This is a genomic window from Scytonema millei VB511283, from assembly GCF_000817735.3.
In the GTDB taxonomy this organism is placed as follows: domain Bacteria; phylum Cyanobacteriota; class Cyanobacteriia; order Cyanobacteriales; family Chroococcidiopsidaceae; genus Chroococcidiopsis; species Chroococcidiopsis millei_B.
Genome location: NZ_JTJC03000006.1, coordinates 309267 through 333106, shown reverse-complemented (window position 1 = coordinate 333106; position 23840 = coordinate 309267). Strand labels below are relative to the sequence as shown.

Here is a 23840-nt window from a genome sequence, read left to right as displayed (position 1 = left end):
ACTTCCAATAGTTGAGACGCGATCGATGAGTTGAAAACAGCGTTAAAATATTTAGAATATATCGACACAATCCAAAACTGCTTTAATCGCTCCGGTAGCAACCTTGGCAGCAGCTAACGCTGGTAAGATAGGACTCAGCGCACCTGTTACAGACGAACCTGTTGTCATCATCATGATGTTTTCCGCTACTTCTTCAATCATTCCTTCTACAACTTCCTGAATCGCATTCTCAAAAGATTCTTGTAGCTCGTTCTTGAGGTTATCTTCTACATGTTCGCTAGTATTTTCTAGAATTTCGGTCAATCGTTCTTTGAGTTCGTCAGCAAATTCAGTAACTTGTTCGTTAAAATCTCCAAAAGATTCGCTGAAATTATTTTCTAATTCCTCAAAACCAGAGGTGATTTTGTCTAACTGCTCTCCCGTGAGTTTATCGCTGTATTCGCTAAAAGCTTTTTCAAGATTAGAATTTTGAGTATCGCTAATTTCGTTTGCTACTTCTTCAAATTTTGATTCCAACTCACTTTGGAATGCTTCAATCTGTTCCTGAAGTTCTTCGATCGCCTCAGTTAAATCGTCAAATTTCTCCTGAGCTTCTGTTTGACCTTCGCCTACAGAGTTTTCAGTATTAGAAATTGTATCTTCTAAACTCTTAAATGCTTCTTTTAATTCTTCCAAGCTTGATTCTAGCTCTGATTTACTCTCATTAATCTCTGATTCAAAATTAGCCTGAGCTGCTTCTACAGATTGAGCAACTTCATCTAATTTTCCTTCAATGTCTGTCATTGCTTGTTGCAAAGCATCGAGTTCGGCTCTCGTTTCTTCTTCATTACTGCTAAACTCTTCTAAAGCTGTCTGCAAAGATTCTGCTAAAGTTTCAATATTTGTACTAACGCTCTCGGCAGATTCATCTAAAGTTTCAGTTTCAGATTCTAGATCGGTACACACTTCTTCCATTTGCGTACAAGCAGTTTCGAGAATACCTAATAATTCGTTCAGCTTCTCACTAGCTTCATCAACATCACGCCCAAAATCTAGAACTTGTGCCATGCTGTATTATCCTTATTTTGAATTTAGCAAAAATAAAAGTTATCGATTAGCCTAAGATTTTATCAACCATATCTAGTACTGGTTCGATTTTTTCGACAATATCAGTGACTTCACCAACCTTGTCCAAAATTTCACCTATTTTGCCGTCTAATGCATCGTTTACCTCATCTCCTGCGTCTTGCAAATGTGATGTGGCTTCGGTAATTTTTTCAGATGAACTCGTTAGTTCACTCATAACTTCTTCGACAAACTTTTGCGTCAATGCTGATAATATGTCCTGAGAAGTTGAATCCAAGCTACTCTCAACTGCATTGAGTTTGTCTTTTTTCTCGTTAGCTACGTCGGAGAAGTCATTTGTTAGCGATTCGAGCTGATTTTGTAGTTCTTCTGTCAAAGCTGCAAAGTCTTCTAAAACAGAGGATTTGCGATCGCCAAAACGACTTTCTGCATCCTCAACTTTGCCGTGAAACTGCTCGATCTGCTCTTTTGCTTTTTCTAAATGCTTCTCTGCTTCTTGCTCGACTTCCTCCACGAGCTTCGATAGCTCCTCAAAACCCGATTTGGTTGTTTCGGTTTCCTGCTCCACTTCCGAAAGCATTTCTTCCTTCCGGTTCTTTAACTGTTCTAGTTGTTCGCCAATCTGCTCGATCTTTGCTTCTGTTTGAGATTGCAATTCGCCTACCTTTTGCTGTAAATTGCTGAAGCCCTGCTTAGCCGCTTCCATTTCGCTCTCTAAGTTTTGTTCGGCAGCTTCTAGTTCGTCACTGAGAGCATCAAACTTAGTAAATGCTTCCTCAGCGATGGAAGCGAGATTAGCTGCTAAATTGGTGGCAAATTCTAAAATTTGAGTGACTTGCTCGTTAGCTTGTTCTGCCGATTGAGTCAGCACTTGCGATCTTTGTTCGCACTGATCTAATAAGTCGTTAATGTTGTCTGCCATTTTTGCTCAAGCCTTGAGTTGACGTGAATTTTCGATCGAGCGATTTGTTTATGTAATTTTCAGCACTAAGATTTTACAGCGATCGCGATCGCTGTTCGCCAGTAGCAAATGTTGATAGGTGTGTCTGTGATAACGCTTTATAGCGATCCACATCTGTTACAGCAGATTCCGTAATTAAGCAAAAAACTCGTTGAGAGTTGCTGCACCTTGAGTGAAATCTAGATACCCATACAAAAACTGTCGCATGAGTCTAAAAATTTTCTCTCAATGCGATCGTTCATTGCCTTACTGATTTATTCGGTTGTATCGGTTGTATTTGATTGTATTCAGTTATGATATATACGATTTTCCTGACATTTATAAGACTCAGTAGATATACTGAAATTTAAGCTTCAAAATACTATTAAAATACGAAAATATTATAGATAGTACAGCCAGCAACAATAATTTAAGATTTGATTTCAGCATAGCCATAGCTCAGCTATGGCTCAATGAATCAATCAAAAATAAAAATTAAAAATTCGTAGAGGCGCACGGCTGTGCGCCCCTACGAATGTATTTCACCTGCATGGGAAACGTTATATCCTGAATGATATTAATTCTATTGGTATTGTTTATTAGTAATTATTGACTAGTCAATAACAGTCTCATTTGAGGAGTGGAATTCACGCCTGTGGTGGGCAATACCCACCCTGACGTAGAGTGCTTTCAACAAGAGCGCATTTCACAAATGACTAATGACAAATGACCAAGGGCAAAAAAAAGGGGTTAACCCCTTCTAAATCTGGTTAACCCGCAAGCTTGGGAACGCGCAGAGAACTTATTTTTGCACGACCAATTTGACATTGGCATTTTGCAGACCGCGCTGCTTGACTTCTGCCAAAGTCTTATTTACTGCATACTTTTGGTTGATGGAGTTGATTAACTCGGTTTGGTTGTGCTTCTTAGCAACACCCCACAGGTCAGCGATTAGATCGAAAGAACCATCGCTGTTGCGAGACCAACCCAGATCGTATTCGCCTTCTAGAACTGCTACGATGTCAGAGCGAACGCGCTGACCGTTGTAACCACGGACATCAGCTTCGGTCTTAACATTAATTCCTAAGTCGCGCAGAGAAGTCTTGAGGATTTCTGCATCGGTGATTTTTGTACGCAGAGTGCTAAAGTGAGACATTTGGGATTCCTCCTGAAGGATAGTAACGATAAACGACAACGGTTTAGCTTAAGTTAATGTCGCCGCAGTCTTGGGATGGGATATGCGGCTTAGGTAATCTGCTAGCTGGGCGGCTAGCCTTTCCCCCTGTGAACGTAGGAGAAAGCTTTTTAAAACTCCATGCGCTGATACTCAGCCACGGAGGATGCTGCTGGTCTAGCACGCTGTCTCGCCCATTCTCTTAGAGCCGTTACTTGCTCGGTCATTGTCCGAGAGAGGGGTAGCGTGGCTTTAATTGCAGCAATAATATCTAGTTGGGTAAACTCTCGATCTTGAGCAAAAGCATCGTACATCGCAGCGATTAAGGCTTGCTCGATCTCTGCACCAGAGAACCCATCGGCAATTTTTGCTAATTGATCGAGGTCGAAGCGGGACAGATCCCGTTTGCGCTTGAGCAGGTGAATGCTAAATATATCTTTGCGTTCTTCCGCGGTTGGCAGATCCACAAAGAAGATTTCGTCGAATCTCCCTTTACGTAAAAACTCCCCTGGTAATCTTTCCACGCGGTTAGCTGTTGCCATCACGAATACGGGAGAAGTTTTCTCTTGCATCCAGGTCAGGAAAGAGCCGAAGATGCGGCTAGACGTACCACCGTCAGAGTCAGCCGAGCCTGCCGTACCTGCAAAGGCTTTATCTAACTCGTCAATAAATAGGATTGTCGGCGAAATTGATTCTGCGGTTTTGAGGGCATTGCGTAGGTTAGCTTCAGAACGCCCTACCATCGAACCATCATATACTCGCCCCATGTCTAGCCTAAGTAGGGGCAGACCCCACAAGCGAGATGTCGTTTTGGCGATCAAAGATTTACCACACCCAGGTACCCCTAAAATCAGCATTCCCTTCGGCTGAGGCAGACCGTATTCTCTCGCTCTTTCTGTAAAAGCATTAGAACGTTGTTTGAGCCAGCGTTTCAGCTCTTCTAAACCACCAACGGCATCGATTGTGGCATCCTCTTCAATGTATTCTAAAATGCCGTTGCGCCGGATTAATTGCTTTTTCTCGGATAAGACGACTTCTACTTCATTTTCTGATAGCTGTCCGGCTGTTACCTGAGCCTTGCGGTAGACTTTTTCTGACTCATCTCGCGTTAAGCCCAAAGCTGCTTTTAATAATTTCTCTCTGGCATCGGTTGTCAGCCGCCGTCCGCGATTCTGCTCTAACTGCCGCTCTAATACTTGGTTCAATTCTGCCAAATCGGGGAGCGGGAAGTCTAGTACGACAACTTCTTTCTCTAACTCAATTGGAACCTGCTGCATCGGTGACATCAGAACGATCGTTTTCTGCGTGCCTTTAAAGCTGGCGATCGCATCTCGCAGCCATCTCGTCGTTACTGGTGCGTCAATAAAAGGGTGTAAATCCTTAAATATGAATATGCTCGGCTCTCGTTGGCGGATCACCCACTCGATCGCTGCTTCTGGAGATACGGTATTATGCTGCGTGACGTGGCGTGGCTGACCGTGTTCTACGATTCCGTGCGTCACCGTCCAGATGAATATTCGGCGCTGCGGTCTTAACTGGGCGATCGTTGCTATTGCTTGTTCAGCCCGCTCTTCCTCAGAGGTCACAAGGTATATCAGCGGGTATTGAGCTTGTATGAGAATATTTAGCTCTTCTTTCATTGCCTTTGACCTTACTTTTGACCCTAAAGATAGTACGGACAGCGCTTCGGATTCAGCTTTGATGAATCAGCGTCAATGAAATTAGTGGCTGGCGAGGGCTAGTTGCCCTTCTTGTAGTGTTGCTTCAGCAGCAACTCTTGCTGGCTTGGACTGCTCTATGATCCCCGGCTGATCCTTGAGGGATACTAGTTCGCCTTCGTTCAATGCCACCGTCGTTGCACATTCAGGACATGCATAAACTCTGTGCGTGTTGCCGTATGACTCTGCTTCATCTATCAACTCTTGGTGAGATAAATAAAAGGCGAGCGCACGGGCAGCAAGTTCTGACATTGGTTCCGAGTCGATCGCGGCTCTGATTTTGAGCCGCCGATGCAGTTCAGGCGTTAAATACAGCGTAACTTTTTGCTTAGCTTGCATATTTTTTTCAATCGTCTTACCCGGGTATGTATATCACGTTATCGGTTTACTCGCATAGTGTCAAGACAGCGTAGCGTTTTGACGGCATAAATGTAACATTTTGTAATAAAAATCCGAAAATTCAAATAGAAGGTAAGAGGCAAGAGGCAAGAGGCTTTTATTGGTTAGGCAATTGTACAGAAAATATACTCCTAATTTAGGACGCAAAAGGGGGACACAAACCTGGTAGATTTAGCGAATATCAGCGAGTAACACGCACAGACGATGAAAGTATTGGTTATTGGTGGTGATGGCTATTGCGGTTGGGCAACCGCGCTCTACTTATCCAATCGAGGTTACGAGGTTGGGATTCTAGACAGCATGGTACGGAGGCACTGGGATCTCGAACTTGGAGTAGATACCCTGACACCGATCGCAACGATTCAGCATCGGATTCAAAGGTGGCAAGACCTCACAGGCAAAAAGATCGATTTGTTTGTCGGCGATATTACCAACTACGATTTTTTGAGCAAAACGCTGCACCAATTTGAACCGGAAGCGATCGTCCACTTTGGCGAACAGCGTTCCGCACCTTTTTCCATGATCGATCGCGAACACGCCGTACTGACGCAGGTGAATAATGTCGTTGGGACGCTGAATATACTCTATGCCATGCGCGATAGTTTCCCCGATTGTCACTTGGTCAAGCTGGGGACGATGGGCGAATACGGTACGCCTAACATCGACATTGAAGAGGGATACATTACGATCGAACACAACGGGCGCAAGGATACCTTACCCTATCCAAAGCAGCCAGGTAGTATGTACCACCTGAGCAAAGTCCACGACAGTCACAATATTCACTTTGCCTGTAAGATTTGGGGCTTGCGTGCCACAGATTTGAATCAGGGTGTAGTATATGGAGTCCTGACAGAAGAAACAGGCATGGACGAGATGCTCATCAACCGTCTCGACTACGATGGGGTGTTTGGTACGGCACTGAACCGTTTCTGCATTCAAGCAGCGATCGGACATCCGCTGACAGTATATGGTAAGGGCGGGCAGACCCGTGGCTTTTTAGATATTCGGGATACGGTGCGCTGCGTCGAATTAGCGATCGCAAATCCTGCTAATTCTGGTGAATTCCGTGTCTTTAACCAATTTACCGAACTATTTAGCGTCGGCGACTTGGCAGCAATGGTGCAAAAAGCTGGTAACGCGCTGGGATTGAAAGTCGAAGTCAACAATCTCGATAATCCCAGGATTGAGCGAGAAGAACACTATTTCAACGCCAAAAATACGAGTTTACTGAGTCTCGGCTTGCAACCGCATTTCCTCTCAGAAGCATTGCTTGATTCTCTGCTGAATTTTGCGGTCAAGTACCAAGATCGCGTTGATAAAAAGCATATTCTGCCTAAAGTTACTTGGAGAAGATAGTCATTGGTAGTTGGTAGTTGGTAGTTGGTAGTTGGCTGGTGAATACGCTTGTCCCTCATAATACGTAGTTGAGGGATGATGGATTATTTCAATGTCACTGGTGACAGAACTTTACAGATCGCAGATCGACCGATTGCCCAAGTCGGGAAATCATATTGTGGCGCAATCTGACGACCGATCCATTGTGGTATACCAAGCTTATCGCCCAGCGATCGGTCGCTTTGCTGCCGAACATGGCTATTTTGGCGGAGAATTTAAATTCGAGCAACTGTCTATCTTGTGAGCGATCCCAACATTGCTAAGAAATTGAGATTATCGGAAAATACTTGCTGGTAACTCTCCCCAGCCTAAACGCCCCTCAATAAGTATGAAAATTGCTTTATTTACAGAAACCTTCCTACCCAAGGTTGACGGTATTGTCACGCGGTTGCGTCACACGGTCGAACACTTACAACGTAACGGCGATCGAGTTTTAGTCGTTGCTCCTGAAGGGGGGATTACAGAGTATAAAGGGGCGAAAGTCTACGGTGTTTCCGGCTTTCCTTTGCCATTGTATCCAGAGTTAAAAATGGCATTACCACGCCCCGCGATCGGTCACGAACTGGAGAGATTTCAACCTGATATCGTTCATGTGGTTAACCCCGCAGTGCTAGGACTATCGGGGTTATTTTATGCCAAAGTGCTAAAAATTCCTCTTGTTGCCTCGTATCACACTCATTTACCGCAGTATTTACAGCATTACGGGTTGGGAATGTTGGAAGGCTTGCTGTGGGAATTGCTCAAAACCGCTCACAATCAAGCAGAATTAAATTTGTGTACTTCAACGGCAATGGTAGAAGAACTATCTAGCCACGGAATCCAACGAGTAGACTTGTGGCAGCGGGGAGTCGATACGGAGTTATTTCATCCCGATTTAGCTTGCGAACAAATGCGATCGCGGCTATCTCAAGGTCATCCCGATAGTCCCTTGTTACTCTACGTCGGTCGTCTGTCAGCGGAAAAAGAAATCGAACGGATTAAACCCATATTAGAGGCAATTCCAGAGGCGCGCCTAGCTTTGGTAGGAGATGGTCCGCATCGTTCGGCGCTAGAAAAGCATTTTGCAGGAACGAATACTCACTTTGTCGGCTATCTCACGGGTAGAGATCTTGGTGCGGCGTTTGCGTCGGCGGATGCGTTTCTGTTTCCTTCGCGGACTGAGACGCTGGGACTAGTTTTACTTGAGGCAATGGCGGCTGGTTGTCCTGTAGTTGCGGCAAATTCAGGCGGAATTGTCGATATTGTCACATCTGGAGTCAATGGTTATTTATTTGACCCCAAAGACGAACAAGGGGCGATCGCAGCAACTTTACATCTGTTAGAGCAAAAACAGGAACGGGAAACTATTCGTCAAAATGCCCGTTTGGAGGCTGAACGCTGGGGATGGGCGGCGGCTACTCGTCAGTTGCAAGGATATTATCAGATGGTAGAGTCAAAGCGTTTAGCAGAGAATGTCTTAGTGGGTTAGTAACAGTAGAGACGCGATATTTCGCGTCTCTACAGAAGTTAGCTATCTTTTTGCTCGTCGTCATTTTGAAATGGGTTTTCACCAATTCCTAACTCTTTTTTCGAGCGTTTGAGTTGTTTCCACAGGTCGCGAATTTTTTTGTATGCTTCATCTGGGGGAATTTTGCCAGCCGTTTCTAAGTTACAGATGTAACTGACATGCTGGGCAAATTCTTGGAGATTGGCGTTAAAGACTAGATTTTCAGGCTGTACTTTGCCATAGTAACGGCTGTGAGGATGCAGAAAGTCAGAACTATTTACCATAATGACAAGAACTCTCCATAGAAATTTACATAACTCATTCTGTGTATCACGAAAACCGAGCGTCAACTACAGCAATATTACGGAAACTTGGTTTGCGGTTCTATTAATCTTTGGAGTTTTGACCGAACCACGCTAAGGGTTTGGTTATGTGGCGATCGCTCGATCGAGCGCGCGAGAGCGTATCGATCGCTAGTTTATATTTTTTCACATTCAACCCGACTTTGCGATCTACCACAAGTTCAACGTTGGATCGCGATCGACGATAGTAGCGGGAGTGACGCACTGGAAGTTTCAGATTTCGATTCCCCAACCCCTTAAAAAGGGGGCATTAATTTCCTCTTTGAGGAAAATCCAAAAACTTAAAATTCAGGTATTTGTTCCCCCCTTTTTAAGGGGGGTTAGGGGGGATCGGACGATCGTTATAAGAGGGTTAGGGGGGATCGAGCGATCGCACCCGAATACTATTCCTCTTCTAAGTCTAAATCTGGGAACGATTGCGGCGGAATTGCAGCGATAATCGCATCGAGTACCTTGGCGACAGGAATAATTTCCAAATCTACGTCAGGATAGGGTTGCCCTTTGGGTACAATTGCTCGCTTAAATCCTAGTTTAGCAGCTTCTTTCAGACGCAGTTCCATTTGAGAGACGGGGCGTACTTGTCCGCCTAATCCGACTTCCCCAATTAAGACAGTGCGCTGATCGACAATGCGATCGCGAAAAGAAGCGACTACGGCGATCGCGACTCCCAGATCTACGGCTGGTTCTTCCACGCTTAAGCCACCAGCAGAGGCGACATAGGCATCCAGTTTAGACAAAGGAATGCCAACTCGTTTTTCTAACACTGCCAAAATTTGCAGTAAACGGCTGTAGTCTATCCCCGTGGTAGAACGACGGGGTGAAGCATAGCTGGTGGGACTGACCAAGGCTTGTAACTCTACCACAATCGGGCGCGTGCCTTCGCAAGCAACTACAATTGCCGTCCCTGGTGAAGGATCGTCGCGGCTACCGAGAAATAATTCTGAGGGGTTGGCGACTTCCCGCAACCCGCGATCGATCATTTCAAAGATGCCAATTTCATGAGTAGCGCCAAAGCGATTCTTGACTGTGCGTAACAACCGATGGGAGGCGAAGCGATCGCCTTCAAAATAAAGTACTGTATCTACCAAATGTTCTAAAACTTTGGGACCCGCGATCGCACCTTCTTTGGTAACGTGTCCCACAATTAACATCGTAATATCTTCCCGTTTTGCCACTTGCATCAGGGCTGAGGTACATTCTCGCACCTGCGCCACCGAACCAGGGGCGGAAGTCAAGGCGGGAAAATAGACGGTTTGGATACTGTCGATTACAGCTACATTGGGTTTAAGCGAATCGACTTCCCTCAGTATTTCTTCGAGATCCGTTTCTGGCAAAACGTATAAATCGGCTCTTGCACTACCATTGTTAACTAAATGACCGTTAGGCGCTTGGTTTTGAAGCTGGGGATCTGATTCCTCTATAGAGTTTTGAAATTTAGATACACCCAAACGAGAAGCGCGTAACTTCACTTGCTGTCCCGACTCTTCACCGCAAACGTAGAGAATGCGATAGTTTTGGGCGAGTTGGTTAGAAACCTGTAGTAACAAAGTCGATTTGCCAATCCCCGGATCGCCGCCGATCAAAACCATAGAACCTGGTACAATACCACCACCGAGTACTCGGTCGAGTTCGTCATAGCCAGAACACCAGCGGCTCACTTGGCGATCGCTAATTTGATCGAAAGTTAGAGAAGCGCGGGGTTTTGCGGCTTTAGCGATCGATTTACCATTGCTTTGCGGCGTTTGCTGCCAGCTAACCCCACGAGTTGGTAGCGTCCCGAGAGTTGTACTCGTAATTTGTTCTTCTAAGGAATTGTAAGTCCCGCAGGCAGGACACTTACCAAACCACTGAGGCGACTCTGCGCCACATTCATTGCAAACGAAATAGGTACGGGGTTTGGGCATTCGTTTAGTGCTTTTGTTGCGTTAAGTTAAATTTTGTTGGCAAAACCGCAAATATTAAAAAACCTTGAAAGTAAGTGAGTGCGAGAATTTCGGCTAATTTACATGGATTGAATGGGATAAGATCTTCATGTAATAGTACTAAAAATTAAAATTCAAAAATGTTTGGTTTCAAGGAGCGTTGGTAAATTTGGAAAGTCATAAAGAAAAAATCCTAGTCGTGGACGACGAAGCCAGCATTCGGCGGATCTTAGAAACGCGGCTGTCGATGATTGGTTACGATGTCGTGACAGCAGCAGACGGCGAGGAAGCTTTGGATACATTTCGCAAAGCCGATCCAGATTTGGTTGTCTTGGACGTGATGATGCCGAAGTTAGATGGCTACGGCGTGTGTCAAGAGCTACGCAAGGAATCAGATGTACCAATTATTATGCTAACAGCCCTGGGCGATGTCGCCGATCGGATCACCGGACTGGAATTAGGTGCGGATGATTACGTAGTCAAGCCATTTTCCCCGAAAGAACTGGAAGCACGCATTCGCTCGGTATTGCGACGGGTAGATAAAACAGGTGCTTCGGGAATTCCTAGCTCTGGCGTGATCCAAGTAGGAAGTATCAAAATTGACACGAACAAGCGACAGGTTTACAAAGGAGACGAGCGGATTCGATTAACTGGAATGGAATTTAGCTTGCTAGAGCTGTTAGTCAGCCGTTCGGGGGAAGCCTTTTCGCGATCGGAAATCTTGCAGGAAGTTTGGGGCTATACGCCCGAACGACATGTAGACACTCGCGTAGTTGACGTGCATATCTCGCGACTGCGGGCGAAGCTAGAAGACGACCCTAGTAACCCAGAATTAATCCTTACCGCTAGAGGTACGGGTTATCTATTCCAACGGATTATCGAACCAGGAGAGGAGTGAATGTTGGTGGATAGTGGCTAATTTTGAGGACAAGGGGACAAGGAGACAAGGGGGACAAGGAAGAGAGCAAAATTGTAGACCCCACACCCTTCTTTCTTCACTCCTCACTCCTCACTCCTCACCACTCACTACTCATTCCAACATGGCTAAACCAGATCCAAATCGAGTTATACGGCTAATACCCCTCGTGGTAGGAGGATTAGGTGCTGTGTTGCTGTTGGTCAATCGGTTGCTGACACCGGAACTGACGGTGACTCAGGCACGGTCGGATGTTTTGGGGGCAATTGTCAGTGCGGTGTTAATTTTGACTGGATTGCTTTGGCAGCAAGTCGCACCGCGCCTGCCGGATGCCGTAGAACTCGTGGGCGAGCAAAAGTTCGAGTTGGCTCCAGACTTGCCCGAAACAGTTAAGACAGAACTAGCATGGGCATCTTATCTGTTATTGACAAATACCGTCACGCGATCGCTCATCGTGTTTTATCAAGGAAAAGTTTTGCTGCGGCGCGGCATTTTACCAGAGAAAGTCGAAGTGACTCCAGGGGCGATCGTCCAACGGGTGCTGGAAAAACACAAACCAGTTTACTTGGTTGCTTTGAGCGTTTACCCAGGACGATTTGAATTTGACTACTTGCCGGACAACACCCAAGGAGTCATTTGTCAACCCATCGGTCAGCAAGGCGTACTGATCTTGGGTGCAAATGCTCCTCGCAGCTATACCAAGCAAGACGAAACCTGGATCGCTGGTATTGCTGACAAGTTAGACGTTACCCTTTTTAGGGAGCAGGGAGCAGGGAGCAGGGAGTAGGGAGTAGGGAAAAAGTCAAAAGTTAAAAGTCAAAATTAACGAGTTACTAATGACAAATGACGAATGACGAATGACAAATGACAAATGACAAATGAAAAATTATGCTAACTCTCTATTGGTTATTAGTTGCCCTTATGGTTGTCGGTGTGATTGGGGCAGTGGTTCCAGGGATTCCTGGAACGAGTTTGATTTTGGTGGCGATCGCAATTTGGGGTGTGGTGCAAGGTTCTTTTGGTAGCATTGCCGTACCTCTAATTGTGACGGTGGTGGTGTTAGCGCTTAGCGTCGGCATCGATCTGCTGGCTACCTTCTGGGGAGCGAAACGCGCTGGAGCCAGTAAATGGGGACAGATTGGTGCGGTTGTTGGTTTGCTGTTGGGGATTTTTGGTTTATTGCCTGCTTTGCCGTTTGGTGGTCCCTTGTTAGGAATTTTGCTCGGACCTTTGTTAGGAGCAATTATCGGCGAGTATATTTATCAGCGCAATTTGAAACGAGCTTTGAAAGCTGGAGTCGGAATTGTAGTCGGTTCTCTGGTGGGAAATTTAATTCAGGGGTTATTGGCGATCGTGGCAGTGGGCTTTTTTCTCTATGCCACGCTACCACAAGTGATGGGATGAGCAAATTCGGATTAGCAAATTCGTGGTAGTTGTTCTCCGCTTAACATATCGACAATGCGTTGAGCGCCAATTTTACTCTTCATCGTGACAAGACCGGATGTTTTGCGTTCGGTAACACTGCCAATAATTTGAGCGGATTTTCCTAAAGGATGCGATCGCATAATTTCTATTGCTTTTTGAGCAAATTCTGGTGGCACAAAAGCAACGAATCTTCCTTCGTTTGCAACATACAGCGGATCGAAACCGAGGATTTCACACGCTCCTTGCACTTCTTCACTTATGGGGATGGCATTTTCATTAATTTCAATTTTGACGCAGGCAGCTTGGGCAATTTCATTCAGGGCGCTCGATAAACCACCACGGGTCAGATCGCGCAAACAATGAATTTTGATTCCAGCTTTTAGCAGTTCCAAAATTAGACTTGCTAGCGGTGCTGCATCGCTCTCGATGGTAGTTTCAAAAGCTAAACCTTCTCTCTGGGTCATAATCGCAATGCCGTGACGACCGAGATCGCCATTAAGCAGCAACACATCCCCAGGCTGAATTGATTGGGGAGTAATTGCCTGGTCATGCTCGATAATTCCTACACCAGCTGTATTGATGAAAATGCCGTCTCCCTTGCCTCGATCCACAACCTTTGTATCGCCAGTCACGATCTGCACGTTGGCTGTTTGGGCTGCTTGTTGCATCGATCGCACCACCCGCCAAAGCGTTTCCATTGATAGTCCTTCTTCCAAAATAAACCCAGCACTTAAATACAGCGGACGCGCTCCGCTCATTGCCAGATCGTTGACAGTGCCGTTAACTGCCAGCATTCCGATATCACCGCCTGGAAAGAATAGGGGTTGAACTACATAGGAATCAGTTGTAAAAGCAATTCTGTGACTTGTGAGGTGAATTTCGGCAGCATCATGTGGCGGGCGATCGCTATGGCTAAATGTTGCCAAAAACATCTGCTCGATTAATTGATGCATCAACCTTCCACCACCCCCATGCGCCAGTAGAACGCGAGGGTATTTGTCAATTGGAATCGGACAAGACACGATAAAGTCTTTAGGTTCGCTCACTTATAACTCTTCTGCTCCTCTGCTCCTCTACCCCTCTACCTTCTTACATCCACTGCCGATAACGATAATATGCCGCACAAGCCCCTTCTGAGGAAACCATCGGCGCACCTAGAGGGTGTTCTGGCGTACAGCGATCGCCAAAAGCAGGGCATTCGTGAGGTTTTTTGATGCCTTGCAAGATCTGTCCGCTCATACATTCGGTAGATTCCGTGATGCTCTGAAAGAGCAATGCTTCGCTTATCGCGTAGTTAGAAATATCAAAACGCTTTTGGGCATCAAATTGGGCATATTTATCGCGTAAACCCAACCCACTTTGAGGAATTTCACCAATCCCGCGCCATTGCCTCGATACGATTTTAAATACTTCCTGCATCAATTGTTGAGCAGTTTCATTCCCATTGCGCCGCACCGAACGAGCGTACTGATTCTCCAGTTGCGATCGCCCCGATTCTAACTGCTGAACGCACATATACACCCCTTGGAGGATGTCTAGCGGTTCAAAACCCGTGACGACAATTGGAACGCAATATTTCTGTACGAGCGGTTCGTACTGGGTGTATCCCATCACCGTGCAGACATGACCAGCAGCTAAAAATCCTTGGACTCGATTGTGAGGTGAGGCAAGAATCGCCTCCATTGCTGGCGGAACTAATACGTGAGAAACCAGTAAGGAGAAATTTTTAACTTCCTGTCGCGCAGCTTGGTAAACCGCCATCGCTGTAGCGGGTGCAGTCGTTTCAAACCCCACAGCGAAGAAAACGACTTGTTTGTGTGGATGAGTTTGAGCGATTTTGAGCGCATCGAGCGGAGAATAGACAATGCGAATATCTCCTCCCGTTGCCTTAACCGCCAGCAAATCTTTCTCCCTCTCCTCTACTCCCCTGCTCCCTGGAACTCGCAACATATCTCCAAACGAACAGAAAATAACTTCGGGTTGCGTTGCGATCGCGATCGCCTTGTCTACTAATTCCACAGGCGTGACGCAGACGGGACAACCAGGACCGTGAATTAAGGTAATTTCTGGGGGTAACAGTTCATCTATGCCAAATTTGACAATAGAATGGGTCTGACCACCGCAGATCTCCATAATCGTCCAAGGTTGAGTAGTAATGGCAGCGATCGCCCGTGCGTATCGATCGGCAGCATCAGCATCTCGGTATTCGTTAACGAACTTCATTGTTATCCATCCCCCACATAAATCCCCATACAGCGAGCGGTTTGTACGAGATAGTTATCGGGTGCTACAGGCAAAGGACTTCGAGTGACAACATTGGCGATTGGAATATCTACAACTCGTCCATTTTGCCAAGCCACCATTTGACCGTATTGTTCCCGCGCAATTAAATCTACTGCTGCCTTACCAAAAGCTGTTGCTGTCAAGCGGTCTAAAGCTGATGGTATACCACCGCGCTGGATATGTCCTAAAATTGAAACCCGAACGTCAAGGCGATCGGCAAGGTTGTAAAGCTTAATTTGATTGGCAATATACTGTCCCATGCCGCACTCCAGAGACGCAAGATTTTGTGTTTCTGCAATAGAACTATCGTTGGCAGTTTTAGCACCTTCAGCAACAACAACGATCGCAAATTTGCGCCCCCAGCGATCGCGCAGTTGACTAATTTGATGGCAAACTCCCCCAATAGAATAGGGAATTTCGGGAATTAAAATACAATCTGCCCCGCCTGCAATTCCAGCATGAAGTGCTAAATGCCCTGCTGTGCGTCCCATAACTTCCACAACCATGACGCGATCGTGACTAGCAGCGGTAAAAGTCAAGCGATTCAAAGCATCAACAATCGTATTGACAGCCGTATCAAACCCAATTGCTCGTTCCGTAAGTGCCACATCGTTATCGATTGTCTTGGGAATCGCGATGAGATTCCAGTTTCCTTGACAAGCGAGTTGGTGGAGAATGGCGAGACTACCATCGCCACCGATCGCAATTAAGGCATCTAACGCCAACGCCCGATAACTAGCAATAATTTCACTCGCATGAGCTAACGTGTCTCCTTTGTTGATCGATCCTAAAATCGTGCCACCCATACTGAGTAAAGGATCGATACCGCGTAAATCTAAACCATGCAAATTCAGTAACGTCGCCTTACGCTCCAACAACCCTTGAGTGGCGTAAGGAATCCCCAGCACTTCCCAATCATGTTGTAACTTAGCATGGCTGACAACAGCCCGAATCGCACAATTCAACCCAGGGCAGTCACCACCACTGGTCAAAATACCAATTCGTTTTTGCATAGGGTTTTGGTCATTGGTAGTTGGTAGTTGGTTGTCATTTGTTATTTGTCATTTGTCATTTGTAGTAATTGATGGATAGTTGTTATTAGTTTTGACTTTTGACTTTTGACTTTTGACTTTATCCAAAATAATGAGATGTGTCGAAAACTCGCTCCCATTCTGGTTTGTAGGTTTGGAGCGATCGCATGTATTGGGCGCGTTCAAAGGCACTCTTGTCGGGGCAATTTTTCTGACTCATGCTTCCTTGTAGTTGCCGCACGGATTCATACTCGTGTTCTACCATCCATTCACGCATTTCCTGCTCGATCGCGCGGATCTGGTCGATGCCGTGCCGTAGTAACACCGAACAAAGCATCGTGATGTTTGCCCCTGCCATTAGTAATTTGATGGCATCCTGCCCTTTGTGAATGCCACTGGTTGCAGCCAAACTAGCATTGATGCGATCGTAGAGAATTGCAATCCAACGCATCGGTAAACGCATGGACTGCGGAGTACTTAACAGCACGTTTGGTTCAACCTCTAGGGTTTTGAGGTTGATGTCTGGCTGATAGAAGCGATTGAATAAAACGAGAGCATTCGCTCCTGCGTTGTCCAAACGTCGAGCCATATTCGCCATGTTGGTAAAATAGGGGCTGAGTTTGATCGCTACGGGAATTGTCACAGCGGCTTTCACCGATCGCAAAATCTCGATGTAGGTTTGCTCGATTTGTTCGCCTGTCAAGTCCATGTCTGTAGGGACGTAATACACATTCAATTCCAGTCCGTCTGCTCCTGCTTGCTGGATTTGTCTGGCATAGTTAGTCCAACCGCCAACAGATGAACCGTTGAGACTAGCGATGAGAGGAATATTTACCTTTTCCTTTGCCCTTTGGATGTGATTTAGATATTCTTCCGAGCCGACTCGAAAGCTGTGAGGTTCTGGAAAATAGGTCAAGGCTTCAGGATAGCTTTCAGTCCCATGCGTCAGGTGGTGGTGCAGTTCGTAGCGCTCTTGGCGTAATTGTTCTTCAAATAGGGAATGCATCACCACAGCCGCCGCGCCCGCATCTTCCATTCGCTTAATATTGTCGATGTCTTCAGAAAGGGGTGAGGCTGAAGGGACGAGGGGCGATCGCAATTGCAACCCCATGTAAGTTGTAGTTAAGTCCATTTGTCTCCCTCCTAAAACCTTGAAGTTAGGAAAAGAACTTGAGATTTAATGAATAGTTTCAGGCGATCGCGCGGCTAGATATTGATACAAGCGCCAACGAGTATTGACATCTTGCTGTGCCTCTGCTAGTAACTGTTTAGCTGCTTCTGGCTTGCTCTTGGTCAGCATCTTGAAGCGGTTTTCCAGATACATATATTGCTCTACTGGGAGTTTCGGAGCGTGGGAATCAAGTTGGAGCGGGTTTTCTCCCTGCTGAATCCGATCTGGGTGAAAACGATACAGCAGCCAACGCCCTGAATCTACCGCAGCCTTTTGATTTTGCATCGCTGTTGCCATGTTGATGCCGTGGGCGATGCAATGACTGTAGGCGATAATCAACGATGGACCTTCGTAAGCTTCAGCTTCTAAAAAGGCTCTAAGGGTATGCTCGTCCCGTGCGCCCATTGCTACACTTGCCACGTAGACATTACCGTAAGTCATGGCGATTAAACCCAAGTCTTTTTTGGGTGCGGGCTTACCACCAGCAGCGAATTTAGCCACTGCTCCCTTGGGGGTAGCTTTAGACATTTGCCCACCAGTGTTGGAATAAACCTCTGTATCGAGAACGAGGATATTCACATTACGTCCGCTCGCTAGGACGTGATCGAGTCCGCCAAAGCCAATATCATAAGCCCAACCGTCGCCGCCAATAATCCAGACGCTTTTTTTCACTAGGTAGTTAGCTAAGGATTTGAGATTTTGGTAGTTGGTAGTTGGTAGTTGGTAGTTGCCCCTCTGCTCCTCTGCTCCCCTGCCCCTTTGCTCCTCTGCTCCCTGATTCTTTAATAATTCGTCCAATTTCTGCTTGAGTAAAGCTACTCTTTGGCGTTGTTCGTAGATATCTGCTTCATCGTTTTGTGGAGCATTTAGGATACTTGTCGCTAATTCTTCACCTACGGCTGGTGCTAGCTGGCGGAGTAATTCAGTAGCAATTTCTGCGTGTTTATCGATCGCAACGCGAAAGCCTAAACCAAATTCGGCATTATCTTCAAATAAGGAGTTTGACCAAGCAGGACCCCGCCCCTCGGCGTTATGTGTCCAAGGTGTAGTGGGTAAGTTACCACCGTAAATGGAAGAACAGCCAGTGGCGTTGGCAATGACGGCGCGATCGCCAAATAATTGACTCACGAGTTTTAAATAGGGCGTTTCTCCACAACCCGCACAAGCACCAGAAAATTCAAATAACGGCTCTTGCATTTGCTGCTGGTTAATTTTATGCAGTTTCAAGTGGGTGCGATCGGGATTGGGAATATTTAAAAAGAAATCCCAATTCTCCCGTTCTTGTTCCCGCAACGGTTGCTGCGGCTGCATATTAATTGCTTTCAGTTTTGGTTGCGACTTGTTCTTGGCTGGGCAAACATCGACGCAGATGCCACAGCCCGTACAGTCTTCCGGTGCAACTTGAATTGTGAATTTCAGACCTTGCCAATCATGCTCTCTAGCATTGCTATTCTTAAAAGTGGCTGGAGCAGTTTCTAATTGCTGCGGTTCGTAAACTTTACTGCGAATCACGCTGTGGGGACATACCATCACGCACTTACCGCACTGGACGCATACATCTGAATCCCAAACTGGGATTTCTTGGGCAATGTTGCGTTTTTCCCACTTCGATGTTCCACTGGGATAAGTTCCGTCTACGGGCATGGCACTGACGGGTAAATTGTCTCCTTCTCGGGCAATGATTTTTCCTAGAACATCCCGAACAAAAGCTGGGGCTGAATTGGTAATCGGTAGTTGGTAGTTAGTAGTTGGTAGTTGGTTTTCTTGATTGCTTCTTACCATCGCTCCATAATCAACTTCATATAAATGTGCTAGGGTTTCATGCACTGCATGGATATTCATCTGGACAATTTCATCGCCTTTCTTGCCGTAGGTTTTGCGGATAGATCGCTTAATTTGGGCGATCGCTTCATCTTTTGGTAGCACGCCAGAAAGAGCAAAGAAGCAAACTTGCATAACGGTGTTAATTCTTCCACCCATCCCTGCGTTGCGGGCAACTTGGTAGCCATTAATGACATAAAATTTCAGATGTTTTTGAATAATTTGAGTTTGGAGCGATCGCGGTAAATAATTCCAAATTTCATCTGCGGGATAGGGACTATTAAGTAAGAAAGTACCACCAGGGACGATCTCTTTGAGTAATGGAAATTTCTCGATAAACTCCCACTGATGACAAGCAACAAAGTTAGCCCGATTGACTAAATACGTGGAGCGAATTGGCTGCTGTCCAAATCGTAAATGAGAAACTGTGACAGAACCCGATTTTTTGGAATCGTAAACAAAATAGCCTTGAGCGTAGTTGTCTGTTTGTTCGCCGATAATTTTAATGGAATTCTTATTAGCTCCTACAGTTCCATCTGCACCCAATCCATAAAAAATAGCTCGTACTACACGATCTGATTCAATCGAAAACTCAGGATCGTATAACAAGCTAGTGTGAGTCACATCATCATTGATGCCGATAGTAAAGTGATTTTTTGGTTCGATTGCTGCCAAATTATCGAAAACTGCTTGAATCATCGCTGGAGTAAATTCTTTGGATGATAAGCCGTAGCGTCCACCGATGATTTGGGGAGTCGGGGAAGTGGCTAGTGGCTGGTGACTAGTGGCTAGAATTGCTTCCTTGTCTCCCTTGTCTCCCTTGTCTGCCCTGCCCCTCTGCTCCTGTGCATACTCGCACACAGCGGTAACAACGTCGAGATACAACGCCTCACCTGCTGCGCCTGGTTCTTTGGTGCGGTCTAAAACTGCGATCGCTTTGACTGTTGCAGGTAATGCTTTTACAAATCTTTTGGCATCAAAGGGGCGATAGAGTCGGACTTTGACGACTCCTACTTTTTCACCGCTAGCATTGAGGTAATCTACAGTTTCGTGGACGGCTTCGCAACCAGAACCCATTAAGACAATGACTCTCTCTGCTGCTGGATCGCCGTGGTATTCAAATAGTTGATATTGTCTGCCCGTCAGTTGGGCAAATTCATCCATCACCTTTTGGGTAATGTCGGGACAAGCTAGATAGTAAGGATTGACAGTTTCCCTAGCTTGAAAGTAAACGTCGGGATTTTGGGCTGTACCGCGAATCACTGGGCGATCGGGAGTTAAAGCGCGATCGCGATGGGCAAAGACTAGCTCGTCGGGAATGAGCGATCGCATGTCGTCTTCTGCCAACAGTTCCACTTTGGCAATTTCGTGGGAGGTGCGGAAGCCATCGAAGAAATGTAGGAAAGGAATTCGCAATTCTAATGTTGCTCTTGTGGCGATGAGGGCGAAATCGTGTGCTTCTTGGACTGATGCAGCGCACAACATTGCAAAACCCGTTGTCCGTGCTGCCATCACATCGCTATGATCGCCGAAAATGGATAAAGCTTGAGCGGCAAGCGATCGCGCTGCGACGTGAAAAACTGTCGGTGTTAATTCTCCCGCAATTTTGTACATATTTGGCAGCATCAACAATAATCCCTGTGATGCAGTGAAAGTCGTTGTCAAGGAACCTGTCTGTAAAGCACCGTGAAGCGCCCCAGCAACGCCTCCTTCACTCTGCATTTGGACTACGGCGGGAACATTACCCCAAATATTCGCTCTGCCTTCTGCTGTCCAAGCATCAGCCCATTCAGCCATTGGCGAGGAGGGAGTGATAGGGTAAATGGTAATGACTTCATTCAAGCGATAGGCAACTTGAGCAACTGCCTCATTACCATCTAGGGTTGCAAATGTTTTTGTTTTCATTTTTTCAACCTTTGCAAGCTTCTAAAGTATTACCAAGTGACTGTTTTGGCTCTACCTTGAAGTTAGAAGGAAAATTTGAGGAACCTGTGAGGAGAATAGAAAGGGAACCTTCGATCGCTCAAATTTGCATTTCTTGTAAATAATTCAACGTACTTTCTGCTTCTTCTGGATCGAGAATACTAAGAGCAAAACCTACATGGACGATTACATAGTCATCTACTTTTGCTTCAGGAACATAGGCAAGACTAACTTCTTTAATAACTCCACCAAAGCTAACTTTTCCAGTCCGCATTAATGGTTCTTGGTCATAATCAATACTGATAATTTTCCCTGGAACTGCTAAACACATGACCGTTACTTCCTGTTGCTCAAGCGAAAAGTTGCTGCCACAATTTGTCCTAGCGCGATTCCCCCATCATTAGGTGGGACGCGCTGATGCCAATAAGGACGAAAATTTTCTGCTTGCAATCTTTTAATGGCTCTTTCAGTTAAATACTTATTTTGAAAACAACCGCCTGTAAGCACAATGTTTTCTTCACCCACAGATTTTGCTACGGCAACTACGATCTCAACGAGCGTATTGTGCAACTTAGCTGATATTTTTCCGAGTGGTAAACCACATCTTATATCTGCTAAGATTTCTCGCACCATCGGCAGCAGATCGACGATCGCAGGTGATGACGTTGCTAAAATCTCAAAGCTATAGCGCTCGTCAGGATCGAATCCGGCGATCGCAAACTCCAGTTCCATTGCTGCTTGTCCTTCAAACTGAGTTTGTTGCCGCAATCCTAGAATTGAAGCGATCGCATCAAATAGCCGTCCCATGCTAGAAGTCACTGGAGTATTGAGATTTCTTTGCAGCATTGTCTGTAAAATTCCCAACTCGCGATCGCTAAAAGCTTGCACTGGTGCTAAGTGCTGCATCTCAAACAATTCTTCTCCAAAAATTCCATAGAGCAAACCAATTGCGACTCGTCTTGGTTCTTTAATTGCCTTTTCTCCCCCAGGCAGTCGAAAAGTCCGTAAATGAGCGACTCGCTCAAATGATGTTTCTGTAGCCAGCAGAAATTCTCCACCCCAAATTGTGCCGTCTAGTCCGTAACCAGTACCGTCCCAAGCAATACCTAAAACGGGTTTGTTATCCGTCTCAATTAAATCGTTTTCCGCCATGCATGAGAGAACGTGTGCGTAGTGGTGCTGCACTGGAATAACTGGTAAACCTGAGTTTTGAGCAAATTGAGTAGAAGAATAATCGGGATGAAGATCGCAGGCGATCGCTGCTGGTTTGACCTGATAAAGTTGTTGAAAATCCGCGATCGCTTTTTCAAAAGCATTCACTGCTGGAACTGTTGCTAAATCTCCGATATGCTGACTGACAAAAACTTGCTCATTTACAGAAAGAGCGATCGTATTTTTGAGCTGCGCCCCTACTGCGAGAAGGGAGTCGGGGGTGAGTTGTTGGTTGACGGTTGACAGTTGACAGTTGACGCTGGCGCTACACTGCGTGAAGACAGCTGACAGTTGTTTTTTCTCCCCCAGCTTCCCCAACTCCCTCTGCTCCTCTGCTCCTCTGCTCCTCTGCTCCCCTGCTTCCCCTATCCCCGTCACCTGAATCGGTAAAGGTGCATAACCACGGGCGCGGCGTAAAACCATTTCTCGTCCCATCATTACGCGCACGACAGAATCGTCTATCGGTCGGGCGATCGGTCGGTTGTGGACGAGGAAAACCTCAGCAATGCTACTCAGGCGTTGCAGTGCTTCTTTTTCATCAATACAAATAGGTTCATCTGTTAAATTGCCACTGGTAGCAACTATTGGGAAACCCAACTCAGCCATGAGTAGGTGATGTAGAGGAGTGTAGGGCAACATCACGCCTAAATAAGGATTGCCAGGAGCAACTGAGGGGGCGATGCCGAAGGCGGTTCGCTGCGCGACCATCGCGCTGTCAACTTCTAGCTTGCGTTGCAGCAGGACAATTGGAGCTTGAGGCGATCGCAATAGGCTGGCTTCCAACTCTGAAACTTGACAGCTTACTTGAATCGATTCTAGGGATGGATACATCAGGGCTAAGGGTTTTGCTTCTCGCTGCTTGCGATCGCGCAGTCGTCGTACGGCTGCTTCGTTCCGTGCATCTACGACAAGGTGAAACCCGCCCAAACCTTTGATAGCAACGATCTGACCTTGACGAATTGATGCGGCAGCTTGAAGCAATGCTCGATCGCGCAATGCTAAAACGCGACCGTCTCGATCCCATAACTCAAGTTGGGGTCCGCATTCAGGACAGGCGTTAGGTTGGGCGTGAAAGCGGCGATCTAGTGGATTTTCATACTCGGACTGACAGCGAGCGCACATCTGAAACTGTTTCATCGTCGTATTGGCGCGATCGTAGGGCAAAGCTTCAATCATGCTAAAGCGGGGACCGCAGTTAGTACAGTTGGTGAAGGGATAACCGTAGCGGCGATCGCTTTTGTTGAAAATTTCGCGCAGACAATCCGAGCAAGTGGCAAGGTCGGGTAATATTGTTGCTGATTTCTCACCACCCGTACTGGTGCGAATCTCGAACTGTTGGTAGCCTACGGGAGCGAGAAATTTCGATTCTAGACTTTGAACGATTGACTGGGGTGGCTTTTGTTGCTCGATGCGTAATAAAAAATTCTGCAATTGCGCTTGCGTGCCTTCTACATCAACAAAAACCCCTTGAGCGGAATTATTCACCCATCCTACAAGTCCTAATTCTGTTGCCAATCGGTAGATAAACGGACGGAAACCTACCCCTTGTACAGCACCTCGAATAGTTACGTGTAAACGTTGTTTTAGGCTTAGCATT

General features: G+C 46.2%; 21 protein-coding genes. 6 read left to right on the top strand and 15 right to left on the bottom strand.

Features of this window, described 5'->3' with window-relative positions; translation table 11 throughout:
- Positions 1-51: 51 nt before the first annotated feature.
- The 5 genes from QH73_RS21140 to QH73_RS21120 all read right to left on the bottom strand — a co-directional run bounded on the left by QH73_RS21140 (position 52) and on the right by QH73_RS21120 (position 5236).
- Complete coding sequence (locus QH73_RS21140) at positions 52-1047, bottom strand: CorA family divalent cation transporter (protein WP_015156356.1); 996 nt, start codon at positions 1045-1047, stop codon at positions 52-54.
- A gap of 46 nt (positions 1048-1093) precedes the next feature.
- Positions 1094-1987, bottom strand: coding sequence for a coiled-coil domain-containing protein (locus tag QH73_RS21135; RefSeq protein ID WP_039713908.1), 894 nt, complete (start codon positions 1985-1987; stop codon positions 1094-1096).
- Between the two features lie 820 nt (positions 1988-2807).
- Positions 2808-3161: a DUF1257 domain-containing protein gene (locus QH73_RS21130; protein WP_015156354.1), complete on the bottom strand. Its 354-nt coding sequence runs from the start codon at positions 3159-3161 to the stop codon at positions 2808-2810.
- A gap of 149 nt (positions 3162-3310) precedes the next feature.
- On the bottom strand, positions 3311-4819 hold the full coding sequence (gene ycf46 / locus QH73_RS21125; RefSeq protein WP_015156353.1) for a stress-responsive protein Ycf46: 1509 nt from the start codon (positions 4817-4819) through the stop codon (positions 3311-3313).
- Positions 4820-4900: 81 nt separating this feature from the next.
- Positions 4901-5236 (bottom strand): slr0373 family blue light stress response protein, encoded by a 336-nt coding sequence (locus QH73_RS21120; RefSeq protein ID WP_039713909.1) that lies wholly within the window; start codon positions 5234-5236, stop codon positions 4901-4903.
- 264 nt (positions 5237-5500) lie between these two features.
- Here QH73_RS21120 and QH73_RS21115 point away from each other — a divergent pair, with 264 nt between their 5' ends.
- From QH73_RS21115 to QH73_RS21105, 3 genes are all read left to right on the top strand, one after another.
- Positions 5501-6652 carry a UDP-sulfoquinovose synthase gene (locus QH73_RS21115; protein WP_039713910.1) on the top strand — a complete coding sequence of 384 codons (1152 nt, stop codon included), beginning with the start codon at positions 5501-5503 and terminating at the stop codon, positions 6650-6652.
- A gap of 91 nt (positions 6653-6743) precedes the next feature.
- A complete protein-coding gene (locus QH73_RS21110; protein WP_039713911.1) occupies positions 6744-6935 on the top strand; it encodes a DUF4291 family protein in 192 nt (63 codons plus the stop codon).
- Between the two features lie 84 nt (positions 6936-7019).
- Positions 7020-8159 carry a glycosyltransferase family 4 protein gene (locus QH73_RS21105; RefSeq protein ID WP_039713912.1) on the top strand — a complete coding sequence of 380 codons (1140 nt, stop codon included), beginning with the start codon at positions 7020-7022 and terminating at the stop codon, positions 8157-8159.
- Between the two features lie 38 nt (positions 8160-8197).
- Here QH73_RS21105 and QH73_RS21100 read toward each other — a convergent pair whose 3' ends face one another.
- From QH73_RS21100 to radA, 3 genes are all read right to left on the bottom strand, one after another.
- Positions 8198-8461, bottom strand: coding sequence for a DUF7219 family protein (locus QH73_RS21100; RefSeq protein ID WP_039713913.1), 264 nt, complete (start codon positions 8459-8461; stop codon positions 8198-8200).
- Positions 8462-8564: 103 nt separating this feature from the next.
- A complete protein-coding gene (locus tag QH73_RS28400; RefSeq protein WP_132867438.1) occupies positions 8565-8744 on the bottom strand; it encodes a hypothetical protein in 180 nt (59 codons plus the stop codon).
- 178 nt (positions 8745-8922) lie between these two features.
- Positions 8923-10443 (bottom strand): DNA repair protein RadA, encoded by a 1521-nt coding sequence (radA, locus tag QH73_RS21095; RefSeq protein WP_039713914.1) that lies wholly within the window; start codon positions 10441-10443, stop codon positions 8923-8925.
- A 187-nt stretch (positions 10444-10630) separates the two neighbouring features.
- Here radA and rpaB point away from each other — a divergent pair, with 187 nt between their 5' ends.
- From rpaB to QH73_RS21080, 3 genes are all read left to right on the top strand, one after another.
- A complete protein-coding gene (rpaB, locus tag QH73_RS21090; protein ID WP_015156346.1) occupies positions 10631-11359 on the top strand; it encodes a response regulator transcription factor RpaB in 729 nt (242 codons plus the stop codon).
- A 142-nt stretch (positions 11360-11501) separates the two neighbouring features.
- Positions 11502-12164, top strand: coding sequence for a cofactor assembly of complex C subunit B (locus QH73_RS21085; protein WP_039713915.1), 663 nt, complete (start codon positions 11502-11504; stop codon positions 12162-12164).
- A 101-nt stretch (positions 12165-12265) separates the two neighbouring features.
- A complete protein-coding gene (locus QH73_RS21080; RefSeq protein WP_039713916.1) occupies positions 12266-12781 on the top strand; it encodes a DUF456 domain-containing protein in 516 nt (171 codons plus the stop codon).
- An 11-nt stretch (positions 12782-12792) separates the two neighbouring features.
- On the opposite strand, the gene hypE is transcribed toward QH73_RS21080, so the two are convergent.
- From hypE to hypF, 7 genes are all read right to left on the bottom strand, one after another.
- On the bottom strand, positions 12793-13848 hold the full coding sequence (gene hypE / locus QH73_RS21075; protein ID WP_039713917.1) for a hydrogenase expression/formation protein HypE: 1056 nt from the start codon (positions 13846-13848) through the stop codon (positions 12793-12795).
- Between the two features lie 43 nt (positions 13849-13891).
- Positions 13892-15025, bottom strand: coding sequence for a hydrogenase formation protein HypD (gene hypD, locus QH73_RS21070; RefSeq protein ID WP_039713918.1), 1134 nt, complete (start codon positions 15023-15025; stop codon positions 13892-13894).
- Between the two features lie 2 nt (positions 15026-15027).
- Positions 15028-16098, bottom strand: coding sequence for an ATP-dependent 6-phosphofructokinase (locus QH73_RS21065; protein ID WP_039713919.1), 1071 nt, complete (start codon positions 16096-16098; stop codon positions 15028-15030).
- A gap of 118 nt (positions 16099-16216) precedes the next feature.
- Positions 16217-17248 carry a dihydroorotate dehydrogenase-like protein gene (locus tag QH73_RS21060; protein WP_039713920.1) on the bottom strand — a complete coding sequence of 344 codons (1032 nt, stop codon included), beginning with the start codon at positions 17246-17248 and terminating at the stop codon, positions 16217-16219.
- Positions 17249-17293: 45 nt separating this feature from the next.
- Positions 17294-21013 carry a pyruvate:ferredoxin (flavodoxin) oxidoreductase gene (gene nifJ / locus QH73_RS21055; protein ID WP_039713921.1) on the bottom strand — a complete coding sequence of 1240 codons (3720 nt, stop codon included), beginning with the start codon at positions 21011-21013 and terminating at the stop codon, positions 17294-17296.
- A gap of 118 nt (positions 21014-21131) precedes the next feature.
- Positions 21132-21362 (bottom strand): HypC/HybG/HupF family hydrogenase formation chaperone, encoded by a 231-nt coding sequence (locus tag QH73_RS21050; RefSeq protein ID WP_039713922.1) that lies wholly within the window; start codon positions 21360-21362, stop codon positions 21132-21134.
- Positions 21363-21367: 5 nt separating this feature from the next.
- Positions 21368-23839, bottom strand: a complete 2472-nt coding sequence (gene hypF / locus QH73_RS21045; protein WP_039713923.1) for a carbamoyltransferase HypF — start codon at positions 23837-23839, stop codon at positions 21368-21370.
- Between the last annotated feature and the right edge of the window lies 1 nt (position 23840).